Origin of the sequence: Streptomyces sp. NPDC049627 (genome assembly GCF_044465645.1) — a bacterium.
In the GTDB taxonomy this organism is placed as follows: domain Bacteria; phylum Actinomycetota; class Actinomycetes; order Streptomycetales; family Streptomycetaceae; genus Streptomyces.
In genome coordinates this window covers 33316-60095 of the sequence record NZ_JBITLW010000026.1, presented here as the reverse complement: position 1 = coordinate 60095, position 26780 = coordinate 33316, and the positions used below count along the sequence as shown (strand labels likewise).

Below are 26780 nucleotides of genomic sequence, written 5' to 3'. Positions count from 1 at the left end.
CAGGAGGCGTGGAATTCCATCTGCTGACCCGGGTTCATGTGTTGCCTTTCCTGTACCGCTGGAGGAGCGATCATCGCAGCGGCGAGATGGCTCCGGCATCCGGGAAACCACGTAGTGGACCACGTAGTCGTGTGGACCCACGCGGGCGCGGACGGTGACGGCTCGTCACTCCTCCCACGGCCGCCATGCGTCCTCGTCGTCCCCGCGCCACAGGCTGATTCCGCGCTCACACAGCGCCGAACGCAGTTCGTGCGGCGCCAGCCAGGAGTGGAGCGGGACGAGGCCGGTGGTGTGGAGCCGACCCGTCAGCAGGCGGTCCACGGCGATACCGGCCAGCAGGGAGGGAATGCGGCCGCCGTCCTGCCGGGCCGTCATCCCCAGCCGCCGCGTGAGGGGCCGCCCGCCGCGTTCCCCGCTCACGGTGACCGTGAAGCCGCCTGCCTCGTCGCCGACCCGGCCGACGAGCCACGACACCGCGCGCACCAAGGGGGTCCAGTGCCGGGTGGCGCGAGGCCGGCCGGTGCGGGCCCGCAGTGCGGCGAACAGCCCCAACGCCCGGTTCACGGGGGTGAATTCGGTCCCGGCCTTGAAGGCGATGGTTCCGGCACCGCACAGTTCGGCCAGGACGTCCAGGTCGGCCATCTCGTAGACCTGGTGCACCAGACGCCTGCCGACCGGTGGCGGGAACAGTGCCCACTCGGGCTCGGACCAGCCGTGCACCACCGTGGGCACGCCCCCGCGAGGAGCGGTGAACGGCAGTCCGGCGCCGTGCATCATCGCCTCGAACATCGCCGGGCCGCGGTGGCGCCGGGTGTCGGGAGCGGCGCAGCACAGGACCGTGTCGACACGGTCCATGCCGCGTGCGAGGTCCTGGACGATCAGGGCTTGCAGGCCCGGCACGACGGACGCCCCCGTGAGCACGGGAGCCGTCGCCGAGCGGGCCAACGTGCTCGCCGCGCGCAGAAAGGCCCGGTCCTCGCAGATGTCGACGTACGGCACTCCCGCGGACACCGCCGCCCGCAGCGGCCCGAGCGGGTGGCTGCCAGGGCCGTCCAGGGCCTGGAAGGGGCCCGCGCAGTGCACGAGGGCGGCCGCGTCACCCAGGAGTTCGCCCAGCCGCTCCGGGGCGTCACGGTCGCCGGGCGCCCAGCGGACCCGGTCGGACGCGAAAGCGGGACGCGGCGGTCTGCGGGAGACGACGGTGACGCGGACGTCGGGGCGGCGCAGCAGGTCGTCCACGACGTAGCGGCCGTAGAAGCCGCTGCCCCCGACCACAACAATGTTCGATTCCCCCATGCGGTGGCATGCTACCGACCGCCGCGCCCGACAATACGGTTGTGTTCACATCACGTGAGGCTTCTCCGGTTCGCCGTGAGCGACTGCACCGGCGGGTCTTCGTCGCGGCCGGCGTCTACAACATCGCCTGGGGCTGTTACGCGGCCGTCGACCCGCAATGGCTGTTCCGGGTCGCCGACATGCCCCCGCAGAACCACCCGCAGATCTTCATGACACTGGGCATGGTGCTCGGCCTGTACGGGCTGCTCTACCTGGACGTGGCCCTGCGCCCCGCCGAAGGCCTCGCCGTCGCGGCGGTCGGCCTGGCCGGCAAGATCCTCGGACCGCTCGGGTGGCTGTGGCCGGCGGTCACCGGCGAGTGGCCTTTGGCCTCCGGCGTCATCCTCCTGACCAATGATCTGATCTGGTGGGTCCCTTTCGCGTTGTACCTCCACGACTGCCTGCCGCAGTGGCGGACCCGGTACCTGGGCGAACGGCGGGGGTAGTACTCCAGAGCCGGCAGAGACATAGGGGGGCGGAGCCATGGCCGCAGAGGTGCTGAGGACCTTCGAGTACAGGATCACGCACATCGTCACCAAGGAGGAAAGGCTGCCCCGGACCATCGCCCTCACCAATGCCGGCACCAACCGTCTGGAACGGTTCGAGGAGCGCAGGAACGAGACACACGAGACGTGCGACCACTGCGGCGCTCAACTCCTGGTGGGCCTTGCGTCGTTCGCCGAGACGCGCCGTGAGCGGCGCCTGCACCGCGTGTTGTGGAAGGTGTGGGCCCTGGCGACGGTCCTCAGCGGCTACGGCCTCGTCCACGTGACCCGCACTGCCACGGGCACGGGGTACGGGCCCGGGATCGCCTTCACCGTGACCGTGGCGGCAACGCTCTTCTTCGCATACCGCACGCTGATCAGCGGAGGGCTCTCGCGCAGCAACGGAGGGCCCGATGTCACTCGCGTGGATGCCCCGGACCGCAGAAACGTGCGGCACAGCTGGACCTTTGCGGTGGCGGCCGATGAGCCGTGACGCGATCGGGCCCGCCACGCGGCTCAGGACGTGGCGTCCTCGAACTGGCCCAGAAAGCGGAAGCGGCCACCGGATGCCTGGAAGAGGTACATCGCCTTCGTGGTGTAGCCGGCGCTCGAGCCCGAGTAGTGCAGCCGCTTGGTGATTCCTCGGTAGTCGGTCTCCCGCAACCGCCCCACGAGCGGGCCCCGTTCAGTGAGGGACGCGCCCGGCGTCGTCAGCGCGCGGGCCACGAAGAGCGTCGCGTCGTAGGCCTCCGCGGAGTACCAGGGCGGGGCGGTGCCGAAGCGGTGGCGGTAGGCCGCGACGAAGGACTTCGCCGCCGTCACACGGGTCGGATCGAGGAAGGCGGTGGCGAAGACCCAGCCCTCGGCGGCGTCGCCGGCCACCGTGAAGAAGCGGGAGTCGAGGGCGCGTTGGGTGGCCAACCGGGCTCCGGAGTAGCCGGCCGCGCGCAGCGCTCGCGCCAGCTTCGCCGCGCGCTCGAATCCTCCGGCGAACAGCACCGCGTCCGCCTTCCAGCCGGTCACCGACTCGGCGAGGGCACGGAAGCCGTCGGCCGTGTCCTCCTTGGCGGCGAGGGTGCGCCGGGTCGTGGTGCGCTCGCCGGATCGGAGCGCCTGGGCGACGTCCGCGCAGAGCTGCCAGCTGAAGTCGCCCTCGGCCGCGTCATCGACCAGCACCGTTCTGCGCGTTCGGACGGTGCGGACGAGATGGGCGACCAAGGGTGCGGCCAAGTTGCGGTCGGTGGGCCGGGTGGCCGCGTACGTCCGGTACCTTGCGGCGGACACCCCGTCGAGCCCGACCGACACGCAGACCATGGGCAGCAGCGCTTTCCGGTACTGCTCGAGGACGGCCTTGGCACAGGCGTCGGTGGTCGGACCGATCACCGCGCGGACCCGGTCGTCGGCCGACAGCCGCCGGGCGATCTGCTGTGCCCGGGTGGTGCTGCCCGCGTCGTCGTGCACCTGGAGGGCGAGGTCGAAGCCGCGGTCGGCACGGGAGTTGAGGTGGTCGACGGCGAGCCGGACACCGTTCTCCTGCGCCAGGCCGGCCGTCTTCTGGTCCCCCGTCAGATCGGCGTGCAGGGCGACCACCTGCTGCGGAAGCCGTGTGCCGCTCCCTTGCGTCGGCGCACGGCGGGGGCGACCCACGGTCCACCAGGTGGCTGTGGCGCCCGCCGCCACGACCCCGGCGGACGAGCCCAGGATCAGCAGGCGGCGCCGCGTGGCGCCCTTCTGCCGTACCTGCGAATCCGGCACCGTGTCGGCACCTGCCGGTGCGCCGGACACCTCGGTCGCCTCGACCGCGGGCAGCGCGAGGACGGCGGCCGAACGGCGTGCGATCAGCCGGGTGAGCGACTCCGGCAACCAGCCCCCGGCCTCGCCCGCCCCACCGTGCCCGAGGTCCAGAGCCGCCAGGACCTCGGGCACGGTGGGGCGGGCTGTGGGTTCCTTCGCCAGACAGTCCCGCAGCAGCGGCAGCAACGGCGCCGGTACGGCGTCCAGGTCCGCCTCGTCGTGGACCGTACGCACCAGCACCTCGGCCGCCAAGCCCCACCCGAAGGGGCGCTCGCCCGTCACCGCGTACGCCAGGAGACAGCCGAGTGAGAAGACGTCGCTGGCCGGCCCGATCTCCCGGCCCCGCCCCTGGGCCTGTTCGGGGGAGAGGAACCCGGGGGAGCCGACCACCATCCCGCTCGCGGTGAGCGCGGTGTCCTCCGGCGGCCGCGCGATCCCGAAGTCGATCATCCGCGGCCCGTCGACCGCGAGCAGCACATTGGCGGGCTTGACGTCCCGGTGCACCAGACCCGCTGCGTGCACCGCCTCCAGCGCCTCGGCCAGCCGCGCCCCCAGGACGTTGGCACTTCGGTACGGCAGAGGGCCGCATTCCTCCACGGCCTCCGCAAGGGAGGGCCCCGGCACGAACTCCGTGGCCAGCCACGGCGACTCCGCGTCCGGGTCCGCGTCGAGAAGAGGTACGACCCAGGGGCTCGCCACCCGGCTCCCCGTCTCCACCTCACGGCGGAAGCGGGCCCGAAAGCCCGGGTCGTCGGCGTGCGCGGCGCGGATGACCTTCACCGCGGCGAGCGAGCCCCCACCGGAGCGGGCCAGGTAGACCACGCCCATGCCGCCCGCGCCGAGGCGGCGCAGCAGCCGGTAGCCCGCGATCCTGGCCGGGTCGGCTCCGCGCAACGGCTCCATCAATGCCCCATCAGGTGGCCACCCGGTACGGCGCCGGGCCCTGGTACGCGAATCTGCCGCCCTCGACCTTCCACAGGTAGACCCCGCTGCCGTCGGCCACCAGCGCCCCGGTCTCCTTGGTGAACGCGAGGTTCCGGGCGATGCCCTTGTGCGACCCCGAGCGCAGTGCCGTCGTCAGCGTCTGCCGGGTGCGGCGCCCGACGCTCAGCGACCGCAGCGTCTTCACGGCGAACTGCGCCACGTCGTACGTCTCCACGGCGTACCGCTCCGGCTCCGCGCCGAAGAGCCCCCGGTGGGCGGCCCTGAACGCCTTCGCCTCAGGCGCCACGGTTGCGTCCATGGCCGGGGCGACGATCACCCAGCCGTCGGCCGCGTCCCCCGCGGCGGACAGGAACCGGGCGTCGAGCACCCCTTGGGCCGCGGCCCTGGCGCCCGGGAAGTCACGGCGGTGCAGTTCCCGGGCCAGCAGCGCGGCCCGGTCGTGGTAACCGGCGAAGACCACCGAGTCGGCGCCCCCGTCCAGCAGGGCGTCCAGGGTCGGCCCGAAGTCGGTGCGCAGTGCGCTGACCACCTTGGGCACGGCCGGCAGCGGCACCTTGCGCAGGACGGTGGCGAGGGTGCTGCTGATCTCCCAGGCGTAGGCGTCCGCCGCCCGGTCGTCGACGATCCCGACCGTGCGCGACTTCGCCGTACCGCGCAGATACACGTCCAGATAGAGGGGCAGCAGCGTGTCCGTCACCCGGGCGTGCAGGAAGGACCGGCTGCCCATCACCTGCAGCACGGTGGCGCCGGGCGTCACTGCGATCAGCGGCAGTGACGCGGCGTCGTACGTCGCCAGCGAGGCCAGGGCGGTGGCGTCCGTGGTGGGACCGATCACCGCCAGCACGGAACGGTCGGCGACGAGTTTCTTGGCCGCCTCGGGTGCCCGGGCCGGATCGCCTCCGTCGTCCACCGTCTTCACCGCGAGGGTGAAGGGCTTGCCCGCACGGGAGTTGAACTCGTGGACCGCGAGCCGCAGCCCTCGTTCCTGCGCCCGGCCGACCGCCTTCTGGTCACCCGTCAGGTCGGCGTGCAGGCCGAGGGTGTACACCGGGTCGGTGGAGTTCGGCGTGGCGTCGCCCTCCCCGCCGCCGTCACCGTCGAGCGCCGCCCACGCAGCCAGTCCACCCCCGGCCGCGACGACCACCGCGCCTGCGGTCAGGAGCAGGAACCGGCGTCTGCCGACGGCGCGGGCTCCCGGCTGCGCGGCCGTGGTGTCCGACGGCTTGGTGTCGGCGGACGCGGGGTCGACCTCGGTCTCGTCGACGGCGGGCAGGGCGAGCCCGGCCGCCGAGCGTTCCGCGATCAGTCGGACCAACGGCTCGGACAACCAGGCCTCGTCCGCGGGGAACCGCCCCCCGGCCGCCTGCTCGACCTCGCTTTCGGCGACCGCATCCGGCGCGTCGGTGTCCTGCGGGGGCGCGGGAGGCACCGCCCGCAATGCCTCCCGTGGGTCGGGCGGCGCTTCGGACGCGGCGACCGTGAGCGTCTCCGACAGCGCTTCCGCCGTAGGCCGCAGCTGCGGGTCCTTCTCCAGGCAGCCGCGCACCACCTCGGCGAGAGGTCGGGGTACGCCCTCCAGGTCCGGGGCGTCGTGCACCGTGCGGTACAGCAGGGCGTCCAGCGAGCCGGTGCCGAACGGAGGACGGCCGGTGGCCGCGAAGGCCAGCACGCAGCCGAGCGAGAAGATGTCGCCGGACGCGTCCAACTCCCGTATGCCCTGGGCCTGTTCGGGTGGCAGGAAGCCGGGGGTGCCGACCACCACACCGGTCGAGGTGAGCGCGGTGTCCTGCGGATCGCGGGCCACACCGAAATCGATCAGCCGGGGCCCGTCGAGCGCCAGCAGCACGTTGCCCGGCTTGACATCCCGGTGCACGAGGCCGACGCCGTGCAGGTCCCGCAACGCCTGGGCGAGCCGCGCCCCCAGGACGCGCAGGCTCCGCACGGGCAACGGCCCGTGGGCCGCGACGGCCTCACCGAGCGAGGGTCCCGGCACGAAGGCGGTGGCCAGCCAGGGCTGCGTCGCATCCGGGTCCGCGTCGACGAGGGACGCCACCCAGGGACTGGTCATCCGGCGGGCCGTCTCCACCTCCCTGCGGAAGCGTTCCCGGAAGCCGGCGTCCTCGGCGTACTCGGCCTGGATCACCTTCAGTGCGACCAGCGAACCGCCCGCCGAGCGGGCCAGGTAGACCACACCCATCCCGCCCGCGCCGAGCCGCCCGAGCAGCCGATGACCCGCCAGCCTGGACGGATCGGAGGTACGCAACGGCTCCATCACTTCCCCTTCAACCGCTGCTGGACGCGCACCAGCATCTGCCCCAGGGCGTCGGCGCCCAGTTGTTGGAGTTCCTGCTCGGTGTGCCCCTTCGCGCCCGTCACGGAGACGGCCACGACGACCGTGCCCAGCCGGGCGACCATCCACCGGTACGGCTGGGCGGCGCCACCCTTCTCGACGTACTGGCCGGCCTCCAGCACGGAGTCGTCGGCGTACTCCTGCTCGCGGGCGCCGAAGGGGGTGCCGAGCGAGTTCAGTCCCGTGATCCGGGCGTCGGCCCGGGGGCGCTGCTCCGGGCAGCGCAGGACTTCCTCCAGGGTGGTGCTCAGTTGTTCGTCGGCGCCCAGGGCGGAGGAGTGCGCGGTGGCCGCGGCGGTCACCTTGACGGCACCCTTGGAGCCGCCGGCGGGCAGCAGGCTGTAGCGGGACAGGCTGGCCAGCACTCCCCGAGGGGCCTTCTCCCGTTCCCAGCGGCAGCCGTCGTCCAGCACGGCCCAGGTGCCCGCCCGGCTCACGGCCGGATCCTGGGCCACAAAGCCCCGCCCCCAGTCACCCGGAGCGAACACCACCGACTCCACCAGCCCCTGTCCGTCCTTCGAGGTCCTCGGAACGAGGGACGCGTCGGGTGTGAAGACAGGGGCGGCGGTCGACCCGCCAGACGGGGACGCCGTGGCTTGCGGCGAGGCGGTGTGCGCGGACGACCCGGTCCGCCGCGAGGACCCACCGTCCGCCCCCTGGGCCGAACACCCGGCCAGCAGACTCCCCGTCACCAGGAGCGTCACCCAACTACCGCGTACACCACGGACGTTGCCTCTCACACAATCCCCTCTGCACCGCTCGAGTTGTCCGACTGGTCGAACATAGACGGCGGCTGGGGCAGCGACCTCAGTGGAAACACGTAAACGACTACGGGTTTCGCCATGTCGCAGGGCGTTCGGTGCGGAGCCGGCGTGGAGTACGTGGTTTCACGGATGCGCCAGTCCTCACGGCACTGCCACACTGCGGTTGCCGCACCGGGGCAGGGCGTGTTGTGGAGGGCGGTGCCGGTCCTGCTGATGGGGCTGTCGCCGACGGGGGCCCCGCAGCCGGCGCGGTGGGACGTACGGGCTCACGACCCGGCTCCCAGTCCGACGCGGGTCATGAGTCCGGCCAGGGCCGCGCGGGACGGCACCGACGCCTTGCGGTAGATCGAGGACAGGTGGGTCTCGACGGTGCGTCGGCTGAGGTGGAGCCGGGCGGCGATGTCGTGGTTGCTCAGCCCCTGCGCCACCAGCTCGGCCACCTCCAGCTCACGAGCGGTCAGTTCCGCGAGCTGCGCCGGGAGCGCCGGTGTCTGCGCCATCACCTGGGGGCGGATCAGTTCGGCGAGGTCCACCAGCAGGCGTGCGCCGCCGCCGACGGCGATGCGGTGGGCCCGGTGCCACATCGCGGCGGCGCGCGCTCCCTGCCCGGTGCGCTGCACCAAGGGCGCCGCCCGGAGCAAGGAGTACGCCTCCCACAGGGTCTGGCCGCAGCGGACGTATTCCTGTGCCGCCGCGTCGAGGAGCCGTACGGCCTTGCCCGTTTCGCCGTGGTGATCGGCCAGCGTGGCCTGGGCGCGCAGGGCGGCCGCGCGCTGGCCGTCGAGGCCGAGCCGTTCGGCCTCGCGTGTGGCCTGGGCGGCCCAGCGGCCGGCCGCCTCGACGTCCCCGGCGGTGAGGGCCGCGGCCGCGAGGGTGTCGAGCTGGCCCGGACGGATCGACGGCTGCAGCAGGGGCAGTTCGGGGCCGCCGCCTGCCGTCGTGATGGCTTCCTGGGCGCGATGAGGATCACCGCTGACGAAGGTCGCGTGCCCGAGCATGCACCAGGCCAGCGACGACCACCAGCCCCTGCTGCGGCCGGCCGCCGCAGTGGCCTCCTCACCGGTGGCCAGGGCGCTTCCGTCGCCCAGAGGTCGGGCCAGCAACAGCACCAGCGTCTTGATGGCCAGGGTGAAGCCCAGAAGCTCGTCGCTGCCCGCGGCCCGGGCGATGGACTCCGCCTCCTCGGCGGCCTCCAGCGCGGACGGCAGACGGCACGTGGTGAGGTGGACGAAGGCCCGGCTCGTCAACAGGTGGGGCAGGACGTGGAGTTGTCCGGTGCGACGGGCGATGCCCAGCCCCCGGGTGATGTGCCGCTCGGCGTCGGCGTAGCGCTCCAGCAGGGTTTCCGCCCAGGCCAGCCAGACCAGCGCCTCGCACAGACCGGCGAGGCCGGGATCGGTCAGCGCGTCCGCGAGTGACGCCGCGGAGTCGGCGAACCCGGCCGCCCGCTCCGTCTCTCCCTCGTACGCCTCGCCCAGGGCCGCAAGCGCGAGCGCCGCCGCCTCACCGGTGGGATCGTCGTCGGCGCGGGCGACGGCGACGGCCTGCGCGACGTCCGCGCGTGCCTGCGGATAGGACGCGGTCAGCAGGGCGGACATGCCGAGGGCCAGGCGCAGGGAGACCGCCTGGGCGGGGGACGGGCCGGGCTCGCGGGACAGCTCCCGGCGCAGCAGGGCGGTGGCCTCGGGGGAGTGGCCGAGGTGGCGCTCCATCACGGCGCACTGGGCGACGGCCCGCGTCCGCAGTTCGGGATGGTCCTTGCCGGCGGTCTCGATCAGGGTGTGCAGCAGGTCCCGGCTCTCACGGAGGTGACCGCTGACGCCGAGCGCGCGGGCGCGCGCCAGCACCAGTTCGCCGCGTCGCGTGAAGCGGTCCGGAGCGTCCGGCATATGGGTCAGGACGACATCCAGCAGATGGGCGGCGGTCGCCGGCGCGGTCGACGCGAACCGTGCGGCCGCCTCGATGAGCACCTCCGCCGCCTGGGCATCCCAGCCGGTCAATGACCGTGCGACGTGGCCTGCCCGCTCGGTGACGGGAGCGCCGCGGCGGGACAGTTCCCGCGCCGCGCGGCGGTGGAACTCGGCTCGCCGCCCTGGCGCGGTCCTCTCGTGGACCAGGGCCCGGACCAGGGGATGACGCAGCATCCACCGGCCGCCCGGTCCGGCCCGCAGCACATCGCGCGCCACCAGGGCTTCGGTCTCCTGCTCCACGTCCTGCACGGAACGCCCGCTCACCACGGCCAGCAGGGCGGACGAGGCGTGGTCGCCGAGCACCGCCACCGCCTCGACGAGCCGGCGCTGCGACCCGGTGAGCGTGCCCAACTCGTCGAGCAGCAGCGCGGCGAGCCCGCCGGGTACGCCGGCCGCGTACCCGGCGTCCGTGGCGTCGGCGTGGGTGTCCGGGGTGAGGCCCGGCAGCCACGGCCCGGTGCGGTGGGCGTGTCCCAGCGCCAGCAGATACAAGGGGTTGCCCTCGCTGGCGGCGTGCAGCCGCTTGGCCTCGTTCTCCGCGATGTCGGGCGCCAGCGCCAGGACGGACTCCTGCTCGGAGAACGGCTCCAGGGCGAGGCGGAGCACGGTCCCGCTGTCCACGCCACGCGTCAGCGCGGCGGTGAGGGATGTCGGCGTCTGCCGGATCCGCCGGGTCACCACCAGCAGGACGCGTCCGCGCGCGGGGTGCCGGATCAGATGGTCCACGAGCTCGCGTGACGCGGGATCAGCCCAGTGCACGTCGTCCAGAGCCAGCACCAGACCGCGCTCACCCAGCTGCGTCAGGAACGCTGCGATCGCACGATGCAGCCCGAACCGGGCGGCGGCGCTCTCGACGGAACCGTCGCCCGGGGCCTGCCGGATGCCCTGCAGCACCGAGTGCACCTCGGCGAAGGCGGGGTCGGCGAAGGCGGCCTGTGCGCCGGGATCGGAATCGGCGAACGCGTCCGTGAACAGCTGGAAGGGAACATGCTGTTCATACTCGGTGGCCCGTCCGCGCAGTACGGTGACCCCGGCCCGGCGGGCCCGCGCGCACACCTCGTCGAGCAACCTGCTTTTGCCGATGCCGGGTTCACCGACGACGTCGACGATCTCCGGCACTCCGGAACGGCCCAGGCCCGCGAGCACGGCATCCAGCCGCTCGAGCTCCGCCGATCTGCCTACCAGTCCGGTCATGTTCTCGCCCCCCATGGTGATCTCTCACCTGCGTTGATCTTTGCTTCCCCACAGGTCACCCTAAGAGGTCATCTCATTGAGACGTCCGCTTGGAGGTCCTGACAGAAGCTGTTGATCATGCGACTCTCCGCTCGGGGTGGTCGCTGGTCTGGCCGTGGGAACATGTCAGTCGCGGCCGTGGTACGTGTCGGATGAACTGTGGTCGCCAATCGAGCCGTTGCTACCCAAGCGGGCCCGAAGCTGGTCGAGGGGCGGCCCGGGTGCCCGGACCGGCAGGCGTTGTGCGGGATCTTGTTCGCCCTGCACACCGGCATCCCATGGGAGTACCTGCCCCAGAGACTGGGCTTCGGCTCGGGCATGACCTGCTGGCGGCGCCTGGCCGCCAGGAACGAGGCCGGCGTATGGGACCAACTGCATGTGCTGCGGTTGAAGAAGCTACGGTCGGCGAAGATCCTCACCAACGCCCAGGGCATCCCGCTCGCGGCATCGCTGACCGGCGGCAACCGCAACGACGTCACCCAACTCCTGCCCCAGCTCGACAAGATCCCGCCGTGACCGGGACCGTTGGCCGGCCACGGCACCGGCCGGACGCCCTGCTCGCCGACCGCGGCTACCACCACGACAAGTACCGGCGCCTGCTGTGGCAGCGCGGCATCCGCCCGGTCATCGCCGAGCATGGCCATCCCCACGGCTCCGGCCTGGGCATCTTCCGGTACGTCGTCGACAGAATGATCGCCTGGCTGCACGGCTTCCGCCGCCTGCGCATCCGCTGGGAACGACGCGACGACATCCACGAAGCCTTCCCCGGCCTCGCCCCCTGCCTCATCACCCGCAGACACGTCCGACGCCTCTGTCAGGACCTCTTGGCCTCCGGAGTGTGCCGTAGGCGTGACGCACTTCGTGTCTCAATCGCTGCAGGCATCAACGCCGCGATCCGGTCCCGAATCGCATCGCTGCACCACCAACCGGACGGCCACGTCCGATCAACTGCTCAGCCCAGCAAAGAGACGCGCCTCAGGAGCGCGACCGGGCGAGCCGGGTCTGCCAGGCGAGGAGAGCGGGCGGGAGGAGCAGTTCCACGCCGATGAACGCCGTGTGCAGCGGGTGCGGTGCTCCGACCGCGAGGAAGGAGACCAGCCGCGCCACCCCGCCGAGGAACACCGCGCCGAACACCACCCGCAGCGCGGCGCCGTTGCGCTCGACGTGTGGCACGAGCCGCAGGAGGACCAGACCGAGAGTCGTCCAGACGCCGGCGAAGAAGCGGTAGTTGCTGTCCACGGTCGTGCTCACCTCCGGATGACCCGGCAGCGCGGCCGGCCCGGCGACGATGTCGAGACCGCCGGTACCGAGCACGATGAGAGCGAGCAGGACAAGAACGGTCTGCAGAGTACGACGGAAGGGCACGGTGGCAGCCTTTCTCACGATCGGTGGCGGAATTGGGCAGTCGTGGCGCCCGGTTGCGGTCGTACGGCGTGCTGCTTCGTCCGGCTAGACGCGATCAGCGCCACCACGCCGATGACGGGCGGCCCCCAACTGGCGGTGGCCGGGAAGTAGATGACGCACAGCGGCACCCCGACCGCCATCAGAAACCAGCTGACCTGGGGGGCGGGCAGGCGTCCCGTGGCGCGGAGCGTGTGGCGTGTGGCGTGTGAGCGAGCCGAAAGCCAGCAGCACCACGCCTGCCGTCATGAACCACACGGTGGCCTCACGCGGGTAGTACTCCTCCGCATCCTGGTCCACGACGCTGGCGAGGAACCGTCCCGAGCGATAGCGGACCATTTGTTGGGTTGGGCGAACGCCCAGGCGCAGTGGAGCACCGCCGTGGCGATCACGAGCCGCGGCACCCAGCGGGCGAGGCCGTTCATTCGTTTCCCTTCCGGCCGTTTCGATGCCAAGGGGCAGGTTCAGACTGCGTCCGGACTGCGTCTGGACTGCGGACGGGAGTCGTTGCCCCTGATCTCCTGCAATTCAGTCTGGTTGCGCGGCACGGGGTCAGGGAAGATCAGATCAATGTGACGGCACGGGCGATTGATAACCTGCGCTGCATGGGGATGGGTGGGGCAGGTCAAGCGAAACCGCATGACCTGGGGATGCGTGGCCTTGCCTCCGATCCGAGCGTGCACCGGTTACGACTGCTGCTCGTGCTGGCCGAGGAACTGCATTTCGGGCGGGCGGCACGACGGATGTTCATCAGTCAGCCCGCGTTCAGCCGGCAGATCCGGGCCCTCGAGGAACACCTCGGCGTGTCTCTGGTCGAGCGGTCCACGCGACGGGTGGAACTGACGGCGGCCGGGGAGGCTCTGCTGCCCCGGGTGCGAGCGGTGGTGGAGGCCGCAGACAGCCTCCGCCACGCGGCTGAAGTGGAGGCCCACTCGCTCTCGGGCCGACTGGTGCTCGGCTCGTACATCACCGCGCTGCCCGTGATCCGGCTGGTCGTCGAGCGCATGCGCGAGCACCACCCGCGCCTGGAGATCGAGCTCCGGGAGATCGACTTCGTCGAACAGGCCGGTGTCCTCCTGGAGGGGCATGCCGACGCCGTCTTGTGCTACGAACCCATGCCCGCCGGAATCCAGACCCTCCCGCTGGCCGCCGAGCCACAGGTCGTCTGCCTCCCTGAGAGCCATCCACTCGCCGACCGCAACACGCTGACCCTGGCGGAACTCGCGGACGTGCCCGTCATCGGCCTTTCGGAGCGTGTGCCCCGGCAGTGGCGCGATTTCTGGGCGGCGGACCCGCGCCCCGGGGGAACTCCGGTGCGCTACACCGATCATGGGGCGGCCACGTTCGAGTCCAGTATTGCCGCCGTCAGCCTGGGGCACGGCATGCGCTTCGTCTCCGCCAGTTGCCGGGTGCTCTTCCCCCGTCCCGGCATCCGCTACGTCGACGTCGTCGACCTGCCTCCCTGTTCGGCCGTGCTCGCCTGGTCGGCCACGCACCGCGACTCCCCGGCGGTCGCCGCACTCCGGCGCGTCGTCCACAGGTTGGCGAGCGCCGCCGGTGCACAGGGTGCCCAAGCAGCGCACGCGTGCTGGTGGGATGTTCGCAACGGATGATGACCGGCCCATGAGGGCCGTCCAACCCACCTGACGGGTGTCGGGAGTCGGTCAGTGCGCGCTGCGTCAGGCGGCGTTCGCTTGCCACTCGCGGCCGATGGAGCGCATCAACGCGGGGTAGACCCCGATGTAGCGGAAGGGCTTGATGGCGGCCATGTACAGAGTGCCGAACAGCCCGTTCGGCTTCACCAGGACGGCCATCTGGCCGCGGTAGCCGCCGGAGCCGTCTTGGACCCAGCCGATATGCATGACCGCGTGCACGGTCTTGTTGCCCATCTCGGCGGCCCACTCGTCGTCCGTCTGATAGAGGGAGGTGAACGGCGACGAGCCGAGGTCGGGACCTTGAGGACCCTCGCGAAGGTCCGCCGGAAGCCGGTCATGCAGGGACGGCAGCCGGGTGCCGACGCCGGTATCGGGCTGGTCCCAGCCGAGCAGCGCTCCGAGCTTCCAGCGGATGGCGAAGAGCATGCGGGAGACGGTGCCTTCGCCGTTCACCCCGCTGCTGATCCCATCGGCGATCTGGCGCACAAGCCATACAAGGTCGCTGGGTCCGCCGGGGGTGGGCAGTGCCCAAACGTCCTCGACCGCGAAGTCGTCGGCGATTTCGTGGATCCGCCAGGGACGGTCGGTGTGGGCGGTTCGGGGAAGGCGCATGAGCGGGCCCCTATCTATACGGCAGCGTATATATCGAGCGTAGGCCCGTCTATACGCCCCCGTATACTCGGCAGGGACGTGAGGAGGAACACGCCATGGGCGCGACCCGCACGCCACGCGGCAAGTGGATCGAGGAAGGCTTGAGGGCACTGGTCGACGGCGGCCCCGAAGCCGTCCGGATCGAGGCACTGGCGCAGGCACTCGGTGTCAGCAAGGGCGGCTTCTACGGGTACTTCCGCAACCGCGGCGCGCTGCTCGCCGAAATGCTCGACACCTGGGAGTACGAAGTCACCGAGAGCGTGATCGAGCAGGTGGAAACCGGTGGGGGAGACGCCAGGGCCAAACTGGAGCGGCTGTTCGCCATCGTCGCCGCCGCCACCGACGGCCCCGTGCGGGGTACCACCGCCGACATAGCGATCCGCGACTGGGCCCGACGGGACCCGGCCGTCGCCGAGCGCCTGCGCCGTGTCGACAACCGCCGTATGGACTACCTGCGTTCCCTGTTCTCCTCCTTCTGCCCCGACGAGGACGAGGTCGAGGTGCGCTGCCTGCTCGCCGTCTCGGTGCGCATCGGCAACCACTTCAACGCGGCCGACAACGGCAAGCGCAGCCGCGCGGAAGTGATGGAGCTGATCAGGCAGCGGCTGCTGGAGTAGCCGTCCCCGCGCGCCCGTCCCGAAGTGCGGCAGCAGAGCCGGGTCGGACACAGGGGCGGCGAGTGTCGGTCCCGGCAGCGCCCGCGTCACAGCCCCATGCCTTCCACCCGGCCCGCCCGTCGGCAAAGAGCGGACGCCCCCGACCATCGGCCCGACCAGGGCAGGTCAGCGCACTACAACCCCTCGCCGGGGTCTGTGTGTTGATCTCCTGGCGCACGTCCAGGTAGCAGTGCAGCCGGACACCGGGCTGTCCCAGATCCCTGGCGTAGGGTCTGATGTCGCGGTCGCCCTCCGTCCGCAACGGATCTCACCGAACCCGGCGGTGCCGCCGGTAACGGCCGGAAGATCTGAACCAATCCCGGGAATCAGGCCGCGACGAGCTCCTGCTCGCGGGCCGGCGTTTTGATCTCGGACTTCTTGTTCGGCAGCGAGAGCCGGAAGACCTTGCGCCACGCGGAGAACACCTGCTTGGGCAGCGGCCCGGTGACGTACTCCAGCTCGTACTTTTCGAACAACGCGCGCACCTTCACCGCGACCTCGGCGTACCGGTTGCTCGGCAGGTCCGGGAACAGGTGGTGCTCGATCTGGTGCGACAGGTTGCCGGTCATGAAGTGCATGGCCTTGCTGCCGCTGATGTTCGCCGAGCCCATCATCTGGCGCAGGTACCACTGGCCGCGCGTCTCGCCCTCGATCGACCGGCGCTCGAAGACCTGTACACCCTCGGGGAAGTGCCCGCACATGATGACCGAGTGGGACCAGATGTTGCGGACCAGGTTCGCGGTGAACGTGGCGGCGAGCGTGGGGAGGAACGACGGGCCCGACAGCAGCGGGTGGACCACGTAGTCCTTGAGCACCTGCTTGCGGATCTTGCGGCCCACGGCCCTGGCCCGTGCGCGGAACTCCGGGTTCTTGCGGCGGCGCTTGTGCAGGTTCTTGCCGAGCTCCAGGTCGTACGCTGCGATGCCGTACTCGAAGAAGCAGGCGTTGATGAAGTTCCACAGCGGCTGACCGAGGTGGAACGGGTGCCACTTCTGGTCCTCGTCGACGCGCATGATGCCGTATCCGAGGTCGTTGTCCTTGCCGATGACGTTGGTGTACGTGTGGTGCAGCTCGTTGTGCGAGTGCTTCCACTGGTCGGCCGGCGAGACGTGATCCCATTCCCAGGTGGTGGAGTGGATCTTCGGGTCCCGCATCCAGTCCCACTGGCCGTGCAGGATGTTGTGGCCGATCTCCATGTTGTCCATGATCTTCGCCACGGACAGACCGACGGTACCGATCAGCCACGCGGGCGGGAAGATCGAGAACAGCAGTACGCCCCTGCTGACCAGCTCGAGCTTGCGCTGCGCCGAGATGACCTTGCGGATGTAGGCGGCGTCCTTCTCGCCGCGGCCGGCGATCACCTCGTCGCGGATCGCGTCCAGCTCGCGGCCGAGCTCCTCGATCTGCTCCGCGGTCAGGTGGGCGGTGGGGTCGATGGCGGTCAAGGTGCTCCTACCGGTCGATGTCGCAGGGGCCCGCCGCGGCGGACACGCAGGTCTGGATGAGGACGCCCGGCTCGGCCTCGGTGATCTCGCCGGTGCGCAGGTCGCGGACGGCGCCCGCCTTGAGCGGCGTGACGCAGCCGAAGCAGATGCCCATGCGGCACCCGGAGGGCATGAGCACGCCGGCCTCCTCGCCGACGTCCAGCAACGCCGTGGCGCCGTCCGCGTCGACGGTCTTGCCGGTGGCGCTGAACGTGACCTCGCCGCCCTCACCGGCGACGACGATGCCGGGGCGGAAGCGTTCGGTGTGCAGGCGCTCTGGGACGCCGTGCTCGCTCCAGTGCTTTTCGGCGGCGTCGAGCAGGCCCGCGGGCCCGCAGGCCCAGGTCTCGCGCTCGGCCCAGTCGGGCACGAGTTCGTCGAGACGGGCGATGTCGAGCATGCCGTCAATGTCGGTGTGCACCTCGGTGAGCCGCAGCTTCTTGGCCGCGACCAGGTCGTGCAGTTCGTCACGGAAGATCACGTCTTGCGGCTGCGGCGCGCAGTGGACCATGACGACGTCGTCGAGCTCGGTGTCGCGCAGCATGCCCATCACCGGCGTGATGCCGCTGCCGGCCGTCAGATAGAGCACCTTGGCGGGCCTGGCCCTCGGCAGCACGAAGTCACCGGTCGCCTGGTCGAGCTGGATCAGCGTGCCCGGTTTCACCCTGCGGACCAGGTGGTTGCTGACCTTGCCGTCCGGGATCGCCTTCACGGTGATCGTGACCCGGCCGTCCTGACGGTCTGTCGGCGAGGTGACGGAGTAGGCACGCCACAGTCGTACCCCGTCGACGTCGACCCCGATCCGCACGTACTGACCGGCCGTGTGGCCGCGCCAGCCCCGTCCCGGCCTGATCACGATGGTCGCGGCGTCACGCGTCTCGGGGTGCACGGCCTCGATGCGCCCCCGCAGGTCAGCTCCCGCACGCAGTGGGCTGACCAGGTCGAGATAGTCCGACGGCAGCAGTGGCGTCGTGACCATCTCCAGCAGTTTCCACGCCCTGCTGCGGAGGGCTGTACTCGTCATGACTCCAGCTTGCTGTGTCTCAAGGCGTAAAGTCCTGACCGCAGGATGTGAATCTGGGCGGTTGAATTGTTCGCAGGGAATAAAAAGTGAGCCATGCACTCCGGAGGGCCAGCGAACTGGCCCTGGATGAGAGAACGGTCACCGCACTTCGGGCCGCGCTGAAGACCACCGCCGACGAGGTCGTTCAGGCGATCATCGACGAGGTCCCTCCCTACGCCAACGCCCTTTCGGGCCGGATGGGCGGCACCATCCGCCGAGCCGTCCGCACCGCCCTGGGGCACTACCTGGACCTCGCGAGCGGGAACGCCACAGGCGGCGACGCCGGTGACGCGGCCTACGAGCTGGGCCGCGGCGAGGTTCGTGACGGCCGTTCGATGGACGCCCTGCTCAGCGCCTACCGCGTGGGCGCCCGCGTGGCCTGGCGTTGCCTGGCGGCGGGCGCTGTACCCGCAGGTCTGCCCGCCGCCGAGGTTGCGAAGTTCGCCGAGCTGACCTTCGCCTACATCGACGAGCTCTCCGCCGCGAGCGCCGCGGGCCACGCCGACGAACTGGCCGCCCAGGGCCGGGCCCACGAGCGCCACCTGGAACACCTGGCCCGCGACCTCCTCGCCGGCGCGAGCCCGGAGGTGCTGCTGGCCTCTGCTCAACGGGCCGGGTGGCAGCCTCCGGTTTCACTGACCGCGGTCCTGCTGCCCGCCGCCCAGGCCCGGCCTGCCTACCGTGCGCTCGACCCGAGCACCCTCGTCCTCGACGATCTGCCGGACGCCACTGGCTTGCTGCTCGTCCCCGATGCCGACCGAGCACATCTCTTGCGGCAGCTGACCGACCGCACCGCTGTGGTCGGTCCGGCCCGGCCATGGACTCGTGCGTCCGCCTCGTACGCACGAGCCGTACGCGCGCGCTCCCTCTCCTCCGACATCCGCGACACCGAGGACCACCTGCCCGAGCTGGTGCTGAGCGCCGACGCGGACGCCTTCGCAGACCTGCGTGCCCGAGCCCTCGCACCGTTGCAGACCTTGCCTGTCGCAACCGCGCGGCGGCTGGAGGAGACGTTGCGGGCGTGGCTGCTGCACCAGGGCAGGCGGGATGAGGTGGCGGCGGCGTTGTTCGTCCATCCCCAAACCGTCCGGTACCGGATGTCGCAGCTGCGGGAGCTGTTTCCGGATCTCGCATCGCCGCACCGGGTCCTTGAATTGACGCTGGCGGTCGGTCTTCGGGTCAGCTGACGCGTTCTTCGACCGTCCAGGACCGCGTCCGCGAGCGGTCCAGGAATCGTGCCTCGCCCTCGGTGCCCCCACGCTGTTACTACCTTTAGGTGCCCTACACGGAGACGCTGCTCCGGCACGCACGGAACCGATGCCGAGTACCTGAAGCCCGTCACCGAGCATCACCCCCAAGGGCAATCGAGCCCTGCCGGGTGATGGACCTCGTTGTGGGTGGCATCGCCGACGAGCTTGGTTGCCAGGGTGTATTTCGTCCGGCGGGCGCCGACCACGGGGGTTTCGGCCGCCTGTCCGCTCATCGGCGGTTGGTGGCGCTCATGGCATCTGTTCTCCGTTGCTGGCAGTGGTGGCGCCGCGGGCGCGGCGGCCAAGGACTGGTGGTAGGGGGCTGGTGAGGGCAGCGGCCGGGTGTCGGGCGGGAGATGGGCCGGCCGCCGCGCGGTCAGGAAGGCGACGGTCGGTTCCCGCCGCCAAGACTCGGGCACGGGCCATGCCGTGTCGGCGTCGTCGGCGTCCTGGGCCTTGCGGGCATCCAGGGCGATGGCGTCCCGGTGAGCGCGCCCACCCGCAGGGTGGCGGCGAGCCCGGCGACCAGGTGCCCGTGCGGGATGCGCCGGGCCAGCAGGAGCACATCGATCAGGGCCCGGGTGCCGTCGCGGTCGCCGCGGGCTTTGCAGGCCGCAGCCCACCACGCGTCGTGGACCCGGGCGAACTTCCCTGCGGCTTCTGCCTGTTCGAGGGCGGTTGCCCCGGGCAGGGCGCCGGGCTTGCGCACCAGCGCTTCCACATAGTGGTCCAGGACCTCGCCCGGCACGAACACGGCGGCCGATGAAGCGGACCGGCACTGAGTAGCAGTTGGTGCGGACCGAGATTCGGCTGTGCCGGTCCTCCCACAGGGCGAAGGTGCGGCTGGTATCGAACGGTTCGTCCGGCAGCGGCTTCAGGAGGGGCTGTTCGACGGCGAAGTACTCGATGATGGTGCGGGGCCGCAGGCGGATGCGCGGGCGTCGTCGTGTTCGTCCCATTGATCGACGAGCAGGTTCAGCTCGGCTAAGGAGCCCACTTCGGGGACCGAAACCAGGTGGTTGGGGCGGAAGTAGCCGACGTCCCCTTCAACTCCGCCCCGGCCGAGCGGGCATCGCTTCGGTGACATCCCTAGGGTACGTCCGGGTTGTGGGGTACATCCCAGGTCCGCCGGCTGGGTACGCTCGTTGGCCGTTTCCGCGTGCCGAACACTCGGGCGGAGTCGAGAGCGGCCGAATCCCATGGGCGATTTGCCAGAGCTGACCGCCGCGGGCGCCTCAGCGAGTACGACGTCGCCGGAGCGGAGGATGGATTCGAGGTAGGCGACAGCGGTGGCGTTGTCGCCCACCAGCGCGACGTCCGAAAAGCCCTGCCGCGCCTGTGGCGAGGGCAAGTTGCTTGGCGAGGTCTCCGCCGACTGCCACGACCAGATCGACGCCGTTCTCGGCTCCAGGTGGGCGAACCGTCCCACTATGCACCTATCAGAGCCTCGAGCATGTCCTACCAGTGCGCGGGATCCATGCTGTGGCCTGCGGCCGCCGCTCGATCTCCTGTCTTCACACACCGAAGCAACAACGAGTCCGCAACGGGTGGGTGGCGCGGCTACGGCCCGAGGCCGCTCGCTCTCTACCATTCGGGGACAGGGGGTTCACGCGCGCCTCCGGGCAGGGGGCTGGACATGTGGTCGATCACCTCACGGTCGGTGTTCCGGCGCTACGTCGCCGCCCTAGCGGTCGGAGTTGCCCTAGCCGCAACCTCGGGATGCACCGTTCCCGTCGATGCCGTAACCGGCATCTCTGTAACCGGAGAGGGCCATCTGCTCGGCGTCATGATGGTCTGCGGCCACAGGATCGATGGTGCGACCCTCTACGTTGACAGTGACGACGTCGACAAGCAGGTGACGGTGGGTGAATGGACCGCCAACCGTCCCCTAAGTACCGGTCTCGCCACCTGGACTCTCGACGCGCCTACTGCCGGCTGGAAGGCGACCAGAGCTCTCACTCCGCTCAGCACCAGCACCGCCTACACCTTGTACGGCTGGACCAAGGACAACTCGTGGTCATCGAGCAGCGTCTCCTTCAACCTGGCCGACCGGGACCGGCTCACCCCGGGACAGGTCCGCTACCACCACACCTCGGACAATGGCGATGAATCCGTACTCACCGTCTCCATGGCGGAGTTCCAAGCCAAGGCCTGCCAGAACGTGTGACGTCACCACGCCTCCAGCCAGGCCGAGGCACTCCTGTTGTCGGGAGGCACGCACTCAACCTTCACCGTCACAAGACGCGAGATCACGAACGCATCTCCACGACATGGGCCAGGTCACTGCGGCTGTATCCGCGCCCCGTAGCGGCAGCATGCTCCTGGTGCCTGCTCTCAGTGAGAGCACGGCGTGGGAGCTGGCCGGTTCCGGAGTTCTGTTGACCCGGAAGTCCACCTCGTTCGGTTCCAAGCCGGTGGCCGGTCTGGCTATGCGCGTGCTTGGTGCGTGACCTGCGCCACCGGGTGGCGGCCTGAGTGGACGCGCTGCCGGACGATGCCGGGCGCGTGCTGGCCGTGGTCGACCAGGTAGTGGTCCGTGCTGCGGCGCCTTCCGTTCTGGCGGCGCCTGCGGAGCTCTTCTTACGCGTCGAAGTTCCTCCGCTGGCCGCGGTTGGCTAGTGCTGTGACCGCATAGCTTCGCCGGGTTGAACGATCACGGCCATGAGGACGAGCGGTTGGTCTTCCCGCCGGACGCCTTGCCGCTTTGGACCTTGACGCGTTGCGTCGCCGGCACGCCAGTAGGGTTAAACGGTGACCTCCTTACCGGAAGACTCGCCGCCGCAGATGAGCGAAGACGACCGCGATACGGCTGTGCAGCGCCTGCAGGAGGCGTACGCCGAAGGGCTCATCTCGCACGAGGAGTTTGACGAACGCCTCCACCAGGTGCTCACCGCCGAGGCGCGCAGCGAGCTCGTGTCGGCTCTGGCCTCACTCCCGGAGAAGCACCCGGGCACCACGTCAACTATCGGCGCCGCCGGCGGACGGATCCAGCGGCACGGCGTATGGCGGGTACCGCGGTTCCTCAAGGTCGAGTCCGCGTTCGGAAGGGTGCGCCTGGATCTGTCTCGGGCGATCATTGAGCATCCGGTTATCGACATCGAGCTGCAGCTCGGAACCGGCAGGGCCGAGATTACGGTGCCTCGCGACGCGGTCGTCGACGTCGAGGGTTTACGCACTGGGTGGAAGGACCTGCGCTACAACGCCCCGCGGCGTTCCGGCCCCGGCGAGCCGAAGATCCAAATCTCTGGGACCATGGGATTCGGACGATTGAAGATCCGCCACGCCCGGCGTTGAGGCCCATCGGAGCTAGTGCTGTGACCGGCATGGTTCGCCGGGCTGATGGGCGGGGAAGTGGCGGTGCTAATCGGGAGGCGTTTCGAGCAGCCGCTGCGTAGGGTCTGCCGGATGACGCTCTCTCATGATGTGGCCGGAGACGGCCCGGTGCTGGTGCTGTTGCATTCCGGGGTGTGTGACCGGCGGATGTGGGATGCCCAGTGGCCGGCCTTGATCAACGCCGGTTATCGGCTGGTGCGCTGTGATCTTCGGGGCTTTGGTGAGACTCCGGCGCCGGACCGGCCTCACAGCGACGCCGAGGATGTCCTGGCCCTCCTGAACAGTCTGGGCATCGCGCACGCGGCACTGGTGGGATCCTCGTACGGCGGGCAGGTCGCCTTGGAGATCGCCGCGCGCTGGCCGGATCGGGTGAGCGCCATTGGGTTGATCTGTTCCGCCCTGCCCGGTCATGAACCTTCTGCCGAGCTGAGTGCGCTTGGGGAGCGCGAGGAAGCGCTGATCGAGGCGGGGGACATCGTCGGCGCGACGGAACTGATGGTCGAAACCTGGCTCGGCCCGGACGCCGACGAGACCGCCCGCGAGGCGGTACGCCAGATGCAGCGGCACGCCTTCGAGCTGCAGCTGGCCGCCGCTGAGGAGTTCGAGCCAGTCGAGGCCGTGGTTGATCTGGCGGCAATTCAAGCGCCCTGCCTTGTCCTGTCGGGCGCGCATGATCTGGCGGACTTCCGACAGATCGCTGCCCGACTGCCGCATCTACTCGCGAACGCCGACCACGTCGAACTGCCATGGGCAGGTCACCTTCCCAGCCTGGAGCGGCCATCGGCCGTTACCGATCTGCTGATCGGCTTTCTCAGGGAGAGAGTCCCTGTCGGTTGAGCCTGCTCGCGGCCCGTCCTGTCATGCGGCGTTGAGGAGGGGGCGTCTGCCCCAGCGGATGCCTTTCTCGCTGCGGATGCGGGCACGCTCCTTGCGCTGGGCGGCCAGCACGTCGGGATGGCGGGTGTTGGCGTTGCGCCAGCGCAAGTAGGCGTGCAGTGCACGGGTCTGGACGGTGTGGTTCGGATGGTTGGAGTTGGCCAGGGTGAACTGCCGCAGCGGGCCGAAGTGCGCCTCGATCGGGTTGGCCCAGGAGGCGTTGGTCGGGGTGAAGCACAGCTCGACCTTGTTCTTCCGAGCCCATTGGCGGATCTTGCTGCCCTTGTGAGCGGAGAGGTTGTCCAGGATCACGTAGATCGGGGCGCCGTCCGGACGCGCGGTCCGGATCGTTTTCAGCGCAGCTAAGGACGGGGCCGCGCCCTTGTGGCGGCGGTTGACGCCCCACAGGGTGTCATCGCCGACCGAGTAGCAGCCGTGGAAGCAGGTGACTCCGTGGGTGCGATGGTAGGTCGCCGGATGACGGTTGGGCCTTCCCTGCTCGGCCCAGCAGGACCCGCCGGTCGGCCGGATACCCAGCGGTCCGAACTCGTCGAAGGCGAAGACCCGGTCGGGGAAATGGGCCAAGACGTGTTCGATCCGGTCGAGTTTGGTGTCGCGGTCGGGGTCGGTGGAATCCTTCCACGTCTTCGTGCGCTGAAAGGTGATCTTGCGGCGGGCCAGCAGACAGCGCAGGGCCTCGCGGCCGATCCGTATCGGGCAGGCGACGTTGCGCCGCAGGTGGTCGGCGAGTTTCCTGATCGAGCAGCGCGTGAAGGGCTTGCCGAACTTGGTGGGGCGGGTCGTGGCCGTCTGGATGACGAAGTCCTCGTCGTCATCGCTGAGCAGGCGGGGACGGCCTCCCGCCCACCGAGGGTCCAGGCAGTCGAGGCCGATCTCGTTGAATCGGTGGATCACGTCGCGAACGGTGTCCTCGTCCGCCTGGACGAGTTGGGCGATCACCGGCACTCGGTTCCCGCCAGCTGAGGCCAGGAGCATCATCGCCCGCCGGTAGCGCACCGTACTGGTACTGCCCCGCCTCACGATTCGCTGCAGCTGCTGCCCCTCCTGATCGGTCAGTCTGCGTACTCGGACGGGCTCTGCCACCGCGCCTCCATCTGCCAGGCCGGATGTGGCCTTACATCCAACCGGCTCAGCCAGCACTCCGGCGAACCTTCCCGGTCACAGCACCAGGGCGGCGTTCAGCGGACCCACCAGGGCGACTCCAACTGGCCCCAGCTCGCGGATGATTCGTGAAGATCAGACGTCGTGATGTGGCCCCGGAGGGCGGCTTGATCTGGGACCACCAGAGGTGACGGAGGGGCAGTCGGCCTTACTCAGGCTGTCGGCAGTTGTTAAGCCGGGGGTGCTGTGCGTCATCGTGTGATGTTCAGGATCTCCCGGATGCGCGTGGCGTAGGCCCGTGGATGAGTGGTATTTCCGTTGTGGCCGCCGGGCAGCTCCTGGACTTTGCGGTCGAGTTGCGCTGCGAGGGCGGTCGCGCACGTGTAGTCGAAGACAGTCCGGGGTGTGGCGCGTCCGGCGGCGGGGACGATGTATGTGCTGACGCCCTTCAGCGCGGTGATGTCGAGTGTGTCGTGGATGATCGCGGTGAAGTCGTGCCGGATGAAGTAGTCGAAGTTGGCGATGCGCAGGGCGTTCATCGGCTGGGGCGTCAGATCGGGTTCAAGATCCCTGGTGTTGGGGTCGATGCCGAGGGTTCTGGCGATCTCCGGGAGGGCTGCGCTGAGGCCCTTTCGCAGGTAGAGGTCCTGCAGGGCGGCGAGTTCGCGCTCGTGGCGGGCGCGCTCGGCGTCGGGCAGCAGGCGCGGAGCGACGGGCTCGTGGGCGATGAGGGTGCGGATCTGCCCGGGGTGCCGCGCGGCGGTGTGCATGCCGATGACGGCTCCGAGGCTGCAGCCGAGCATGTGAGCGGGGCTGTCCGTGAGCGAGGCCAGGAGGCGGTGGACATCATCGCCGTGCTCGGCGAGGGTTGCGCCCTGCTCGGGGGTGTCGAGTCGGCTGCGGGACAGACCGCGGCGGTCGTAGGTGACCACCGTGTAGGAATCGGTGAGCTGGGCGACGAGGTCGGTGGTGCGGTCGGCGTCGCCCTCTCCACTCTGCGAGATCAGTAGCAGCGGGCCGGTGCCCTGGAGTTGGTAGTGCAGGACGGCGCCGGGAACGGTGAGTGTGCCGGTGGTCTTGGGCATGGTGGTCCCCCTTGTGTGCGGCGGTCCGTCCGCCGCATCCCGCACGATAATCCATCGAACTAGATGCATCAATCTGGATGTATCCAATACGATGTATGTTGGTGGGGTGAACGGAGTCGAGCTGTTCCTGCTGGGACGCACCCTGATGAAGATCGGTGAGGAAGCCCTGCCCGAGCCCCCGGGCGGGGCGGCGCGGTATGCGGGCAGCGCCCGGCTGGTGCTGATCGTGGCCAGCGACATCGCCGCCCATCCCGACACCGCCGTCGGTGAGATCGCCGCCCGCACCGGCCTGCCACAGAGCCAGGTGTCCTCGGCCGTCGCCCGGCTGAAGGAGGCCGGATCGGTGCAGACGTCCCCGGATCCCGTCGACCGGCGCCGCGTGCTGGTGCGCCAGAGCCCCGAGGTGTCCGCGCGGGTGGCGCAGGTGCGCGCCGCCGGCATCGAGGGCGCCCTTGCCGTGGCGATGGGATCCGATGACCCTCAGCGGCTGACGGAGGTCGTGGAAGCGTTGGAGGTACTCGCCCGCAACCTTATGCCGCAGTCAGCGACGTGAGGACGGCGAACTCCGGGCTTCCGGCCGTCGGGGTGTCGGTTACTTCGTCCCGTTGTTCTTGTTCGCTTTGGTGCGGGCCAGTCGGTAGGACTCGGTGCCGGTCTCGATGAGGGTGGCGTTGAAGGTGAGCCGGTCCACGATCGCCGCACAGAGCCGGGGATCGGTGAAGGTCTTGCTCCAGCCGGTGAACGCTTCGTTGGAGGCGATCGCGATGCTGTTCTTCTCCTCCCGCTCGGTCAGGACCTGGAAGAGCATCTCGGCACCTCGGCGGTCGGGTTCGAGGTAGCCGAGTTCGTCGATTTCGAGGAGGTCGACGCGTCCGTAGCGGGCGATGGTCTTGCCGAGCTGCTTGTCGTCGGCGGCCTCGACGAGCTCGTTCACCAGGCTGGCGGCGGTGGTGTAGCGGACGCGGTAGCCGGCCACGGCGGCCTGAGTGCCCAGCGCGATCAGCAGATGGGATTTGCCGGTGCCGGAGTCCCCGATCAAGCACAGTGGGTAGCCCTTGGTGATCCAGTCGCAAGTGGCGAGGTTGTGGATGACGGCCGGGTCGACACTGGGTTGGCGGTGTAGTCGAAGTCGCGCAGGGACTTCTCGCGGGGGAAGCGGGCGGCCCGGATACGGCGTTCGGCCCGGCGCCGGTCGCGGTCCTCGCACTCGGCCATCAGGAGTTCGGCGAGGAATCCGGCGTAGGAGAGCCCTTCGCGTTCGGCGCGGGCGATGGTGTCGGCGGCCTGGGCCCGCATGGTGGGCAGCCGCAGCATGCGGCAGGCGGTGT

General features: G+C 70.2%; 22 protein-coding genes and 3 pseudogenes. 10 read left to right on the top strand and 15 right to left on the bottom strand.

All coding sequences use genetic code 11. From position 1 onward, the window contains the following. Positions 1 to 165: 165 nt before the first annotated feature. The gene (locus ACIBU0_RS44075) at positions 166 to 1296 is read right to left on the bottom strand and encodes a saccharopine dehydrogenase NADP-binding domain-containing protein (RefSeq protein ID WP_398830474.1); all 1131 of its coding nucleotides are present in this window, start codon (positions 1294 to 1296) and stop codon (positions 166 to 168) included. A gap of 41 nt (positions 1297 to 1337) precedes the next feature. Here ACIBU0_RS44075 and ACIBU0_RS44070 point away from each other — a divergent pair, with 41 nt between their 5' ends. Both ACIBU0_RS44070 and ACIBU0_RS44065 read left to right on the top strand, forming a co-directional pair. After that, positions 1338 to 1781 (top strand): hypothetical protein, encoded by a 444-nt coding sequence (locus tag ACIBU0_RS44070; protein WP_398830471.1) that lies wholly within the window; start codon positions 1338 to 1340, stop codon positions 1779 to 1781. A gap of 37 nt (positions 1782 to 1818) precedes the next feature. After that, positions 1819 to 2313: a hypothetical protein gene (locus ACIBU0_RS44065; protein ID WP_398830469.1), complete on the top strand. Its 495-nt coding sequence runs from the start codon at positions 1819 to 1821 to the stop codon at positions 2311 to 2313. 23 nt (positions 2314 to 2336) lie between these two features. Here ACIBU0_RS44065 and ACIBU0_RS44060 read toward each other — a convergent pair whose 3' ends face one another. From ACIBU0_RS44060 to ACIBU0_RS44045, 4 genes are all read right to left on the bottom strand, one after another. Then, a complete protein-coding gene (locus tag ACIBU0_RS44060; RefSeq protein WP_398830466.1) occupies positions 2337 to 4517 on the bottom strand; it encodes a bifunctional serine/threonine-protein kinase/ABC transporter substrate-binding protein in 2181 nt (726 codons plus the stop codon). A 10-nt stretch (positions 4518 to 4527) separates the two neighbouring features. Then, positions 4528 to 6831 (bottom strand): bifunctional serine/threonine-protein kinase/ABC transporter substrate-binding protein, encoded by a 2304-nt coding sequence (locus ACIBU0_RS44055; protein WP_398830463.1) that lies wholly within the window; start codon positions 6829 to 6831, stop codon positions 4528 to 4530. Next, on the bottom strand, positions 6831 to 7346 hold the full coding sequence (locus ACIBU0_RS44050) for a hypothetical protein (RefSeq protein WP_398830461.1): 516 nt from the start codon (positions 7344 to 7346) through the stop codon (positions 6831 to 6833). The genes ACIBU0_RS44055 and ACIBU0_RS44050 overlap by 1 nt, the downstream gene beginning before the upstream one ends. 593 nt (positions 7347 to 7939) lie before the next feature. Next, positions 7940 to 10837 carry a helix-turn-helix transcriptional regulator gene (locus ACIBU0_RS44045; protein WP_398830459.1) on the bottom strand — a complete coding sequence of 966 codons (2898 nt, stop codon included), beginning with the start codon at positions 10835 to 10837 and terminating at the stop codon, positions 7940 to 7942. 184 nt (positions 10838 to 11021) lie between these two features. On the opposite strand from ACIBU0_RS44045, the pseudogene ACIBU0_RS44040 reads away from it, so the two are divergent. Then, positions 11022 to 11685, top strand: a pseudogene (locus ACIBU0_RS44040) (transposase); the annotation flags it as partial. Positions 11686 to 11851: 166 nt separating this feature from the next. Here ACIBU0_RS44040 and ACIBU0_RS44035 read toward each other — a convergent pair. Further along, on the bottom strand, positions 11852 to 12241 hold the full coding sequence (locus ACIBU0_RS44035; protein WP_398830456.1) for a DUF4345 domain-containing protein: 390 nt from the start codon (positions 12239 to 12241) through the stop codon (positions 11852 to 11854). Positions 12242 to 12954: 713 nt separating this feature from the next. On the opposite strand from ACIBU0_RS44035, the gene ACIBU0_RS44030 reads away from it, so the two are divergent. After that, positions 12955 to 13890 carry a LysR family transcriptional regulator gene (locus ACIBU0_RS44030; RefSeq protein ID WP_398830454.1) on the top strand — a complete coding sequence of 312 codons (936 nt, stop codon included), beginning with the start codon at positions 12955 to 12957 and terminating at the stop codon, positions 13888 to 13890. Positions 13891 to 13956: 66 nt separating this feature from the next. Here ACIBU0_RS44030 and ACIBU0_RS44025 read toward each other — a convergent pair whose 3' ends face one another. Next, a complete protein-coding gene (locus ACIBU0_RS44025; protein ID WP_398830451.1) occupies positions 13957 to 14544 on the bottom strand; it encodes a DUF2867 domain-containing protein in 588 nt (195 codons plus the stop codon). A gap of 95 nt (positions 14545 to 14639) precedes the next feature. Between ACIBU0_RS44025 and ACIBU0_RS44020 the strand changes: the two genes are divergently transcribed. Continuing rightward, positions 14640 to 15200 (top strand): TetR/AcrR family transcriptional regulator, encoded by a 561-nt coding sequence (locus ACIBU0_RS44020; protein WP_398830448.1) that lies wholly within the window; start codon positions 14640 to 14642, stop codon positions 15198 to 15200. Here the strand turns inward: ACIBU0_RS44020 and ACIBU0_RS44015 are convergent. The 3 genes from ACIBU0_RS44015 to ACIBU0_RS44005 all read right to left on the bottom strand — a co-directional run bounded on the left by ACIBU0_RS44015 (position 15178) and on the right by ACIBU0_RS44005 (position 17747). Further along, positions 15178 to 15501, bottom strand: coding sequence for a DUF6207 family protein (locus ACIBU0_RS44015; RefSeq protein WP_398830446.1), 324 nt, complete (start codon positions 15499 to 15501; stop codon positions 15178 to 15180). The two genes, ACIBU0_RS44020 and ACIBU0_RS44015, sit on opposite strands and share 23 nt — an antisense overlap. 64 nt (positions 15502 to 15565) lie before the next feature. Further along, entirely contained in the window at positions 15566 to 16684 is a 1119-nt protein-coding gene (locus ACIBU0_RS44010; RefSeq protein WP_398830444.1) for a fatty acid desaturase family protein, read from the bottom strand. Positions 16685 to 16691: 7 nt separating this feature from the next. Further along, entirely contained in the window at positions 16692 to 17747 is a 1056-nt protein-coding gene (locus ACIBU0_RS44005) for a ferredoxin reductase (RefSeq protein ID WP_398830441.1), read from the bottom strand. An 86-nt stretch (positions 17748 to 17833) separates the two neighbouring features. Between ACIBU0_RS44005 and ACIBU0_RS44000 the strand changes: the two genes are divergently transcribed. After that, positions 17834 to 18973 (top strand): PucR family transcriptional regulator, encoded by a 1140-nt coding sequence (locus tag ACIBU0_RS44000; protein WP_398830439.1) that lies wholly within the window; start codon positions 17834 to 17836, stop codon positions 18971 to 18973. A gap of 439 nt (positions 18974 to 19412) precedes the next feature. Here ACIBU0_RS44000 and ACIBU0_RS43995 read toward each other — a convergent pair whose 3' ends face one another. Together ACIBU0_RS43995 and ACIBU0_RS43990 are read right to left on the bottom strand one after the other, a co-directional pair. Continuing rightward, complete coding sequence (locus ACIBU0_RS43995) at positions 19413 to 19790, bottom strand: hypothetical protein (RefSeq protein WP_398830525.1); 378 nt, start codon at positions 19788 to 19790, stop codon at positions 19413 to 19415. 49 nt (positions 19791 to 19839) lie between these two features. Continuing rightward, positions 19840 to 19995, bottom strand: a pseudogene (locus tag ACIBU0_RS43990) (hypothetical protein); the annotation flags it as partial. A gap of 677 nt (positions 19996 to 20672) precedes the next feature. Between ACIBU0_RS43990 and ACIBU0_RS43985 the strand changes: the two are divergent. The 3 genes from ACIBU0_RS43985 to ACIBU0_RS43975 all read left to right on the top strand — a co-directional run bounded on the left by ACIBU0_RS43985 (position 20673) and on the right by ACIBU0_RS43975 (position 23206). After that, complete coding sequence (locus ACIBU0_RS43985; RefSeq protein WP_398830436.1) at positions 20673 to 21203, top strand: hypothetical protein; 531 nt, start codon at positions 20673 to 20675, stop codon at positions 21201 to 21203. A gap of 584 nt (positions 21204 to 21787) precedes the next feature. Continuing rightward, a complete protein-coding gene (locus ACIBU0_RS43980) occupies positions 21788 to 22330 on the top strand; it encodes a DUF1707 domain-containing protein (RefSeq protein ID WP_398830434.1) in 543 nt (180 codons plus the stop codon). 111 nt (positions 22331 to 22441) lie between these two features. Further along, positions 22442 to 23206 (top strand): alpha/beta fold hydrolase, encoded by a 765-nt coding sequence (locus ACIBU0_RS43975; protein WP_398830431.1) that lies wholly within the window; start codon positions 22442 to 22444, stop codon positions 23204 to 23206. A gap of 21 nt (positions 23207 to 23227) precedes the next feature. Here the strand turns inward: ACIBU0_RS43975 and ACIBU0_RS43970 are convergent, their stop codons facing one another. Together ACIBU0_RS43970 and ACIBU0_RS43965 are read right to left on the bottom strand one after the other, a co-directional pair. Next, positions 23228 to 24349, bottom strand: a complete 1122-nt coding sequence (locus ACIBU0_RS43970) for an IS630 family transposase (protein ID WP_398830429.1) — start codon at positions 24347 to 24349, stop codon at positions 23228 to 23230. Positions 24350 to 24618: 269 nt separating this feature from the next. Next, positions 24619 to 25452 carry an alpha/beta fold hydrolase gene (locus ACIBU0_RS43965; protein ID WP_398830427.1) on the bottom strand — a complete coding sequence of 278 codons (834 nt, stop codon included), beginning with the start codon at positions 25450 to 25452 and terminating at the stop codon, positions 24619 to 24621. Between the two features lie 106 nt (positions 25453 to 25558). On the opposite strand from ACIBU0_RS43965, the gene ACIBU0_RS43960 reads away from it, so the two are divergent. After that, positions 25559 to 26005, top strand: coding sequence for a MarR family winged helix-turn-helix transcriptional regulator (locus tag ACIBU0_RS43960; protein WP_398830425.1), 447 nt, complete (start codon positions 25559 to 25561; stop codon positions 26003 to 26005). A gap of 39 nt (positions 26006 to 26044) precedes the next feature. On the opposite strand, the pseudogene istB reads toward ACIBU0_RS43960, so the two are convergent. Next, positions 26045 to 26748 (bottom strand): annotated as a pseudogene (istB, locus tag ACIBU0_RS43955) (IS21-like element helper ATPase IstB). Positions 26749 to 26780 lie beyond the last annotated feature (32 nt).

What these genes read in the sequence shown, in the direction of transcription:
- ACIBU0_RS44075 (WP_398830474.1), bottom strand. Translation starts at nt 1,296, where the DNA reads ATGGGGGAATCGAACATTGTTGTGGTCGGGGGCAGCGGCTTCTACGGC.
- ACIBU0_RS44065 (WP_398830469.1), top strand. Translation starts at nt 1,819, where the DNA reads ATGGCCGCAGAGGTGCTGAGGACCTTCGAGTACAGGATCACGCACATC.
- ACIBU0_RS44060 (WP_398830466.1), bottom strand. Translation starts at nt 4,517, where the DNA reads ATGGAGCCGTTGCGCGGAGCCGACCCGGCCAGGATCGCGGGCTACCGG.
- ACIBU0_RS44055 (WP_398830463.1), bottom strand. Translation starts at nt 6,831, where the DNA reads ATGGAGCCGTTGCGTACCTCCGATCCGTCCAGGCTGGCGGGTCATCGG.
- ACIBU0_RS44045 (WP_398830459.1), bottom strand. Translation starts at nt 10,837, where the DNA reads ATGACCGGACTGGTAGGCAGATCGGCGGAGCTCGAGCGGCTGGATGCC.
- ACIBU0_RS44025 (WP_398830451.1), bottom strand. Translation starts at nt 14,544, where the DNA reads ATGCGCCTTCCCCGAACCGCCCACACCGACCGTCCCTGGCGGATCCAC.
- ACIBU0_RS44020 (WP_398830448.1), top strand. Translation starts at nt 14,640, where the DNA reads ATGGGCGCGACCCGCACGCCACGCGGCAAGTGGATCGAGGAAGGCTTG.
- ACIBU0_RS44005 (WP_398830441.1), bottom strand. Translation starts at nt 17,747, where the DNA reads ATGACGAGTACAGCCCTCCGCAGCAGGGCGTGGAAACTGCTGGAGATG.
- ACIBU0_RS43985 (WP_398830436.1), top strand. Translation starts at nt 20,673, where the DNA reads ATGTGGTCGATCACCTCACGGTCGGTGTTCCGGCGCTACGTCGCCGCC.
- ACIBU0_RS43975 (WP_398830431.1), top strand. Translation starts at nt 22,442, where the DNA reads ATGACGCTCTCTCATGATGTGGCCGGAGACGGCCCGGTGCTGGTGCTG.
- ACIBU0_RS43965 (WP_398830427.1), bottom strand. Translation starts at nt 25,452, where the DNA reads ATGCCCAAGACCACCGGCACACTCACCGTTCCCGGCGCCGTCCTGCAC.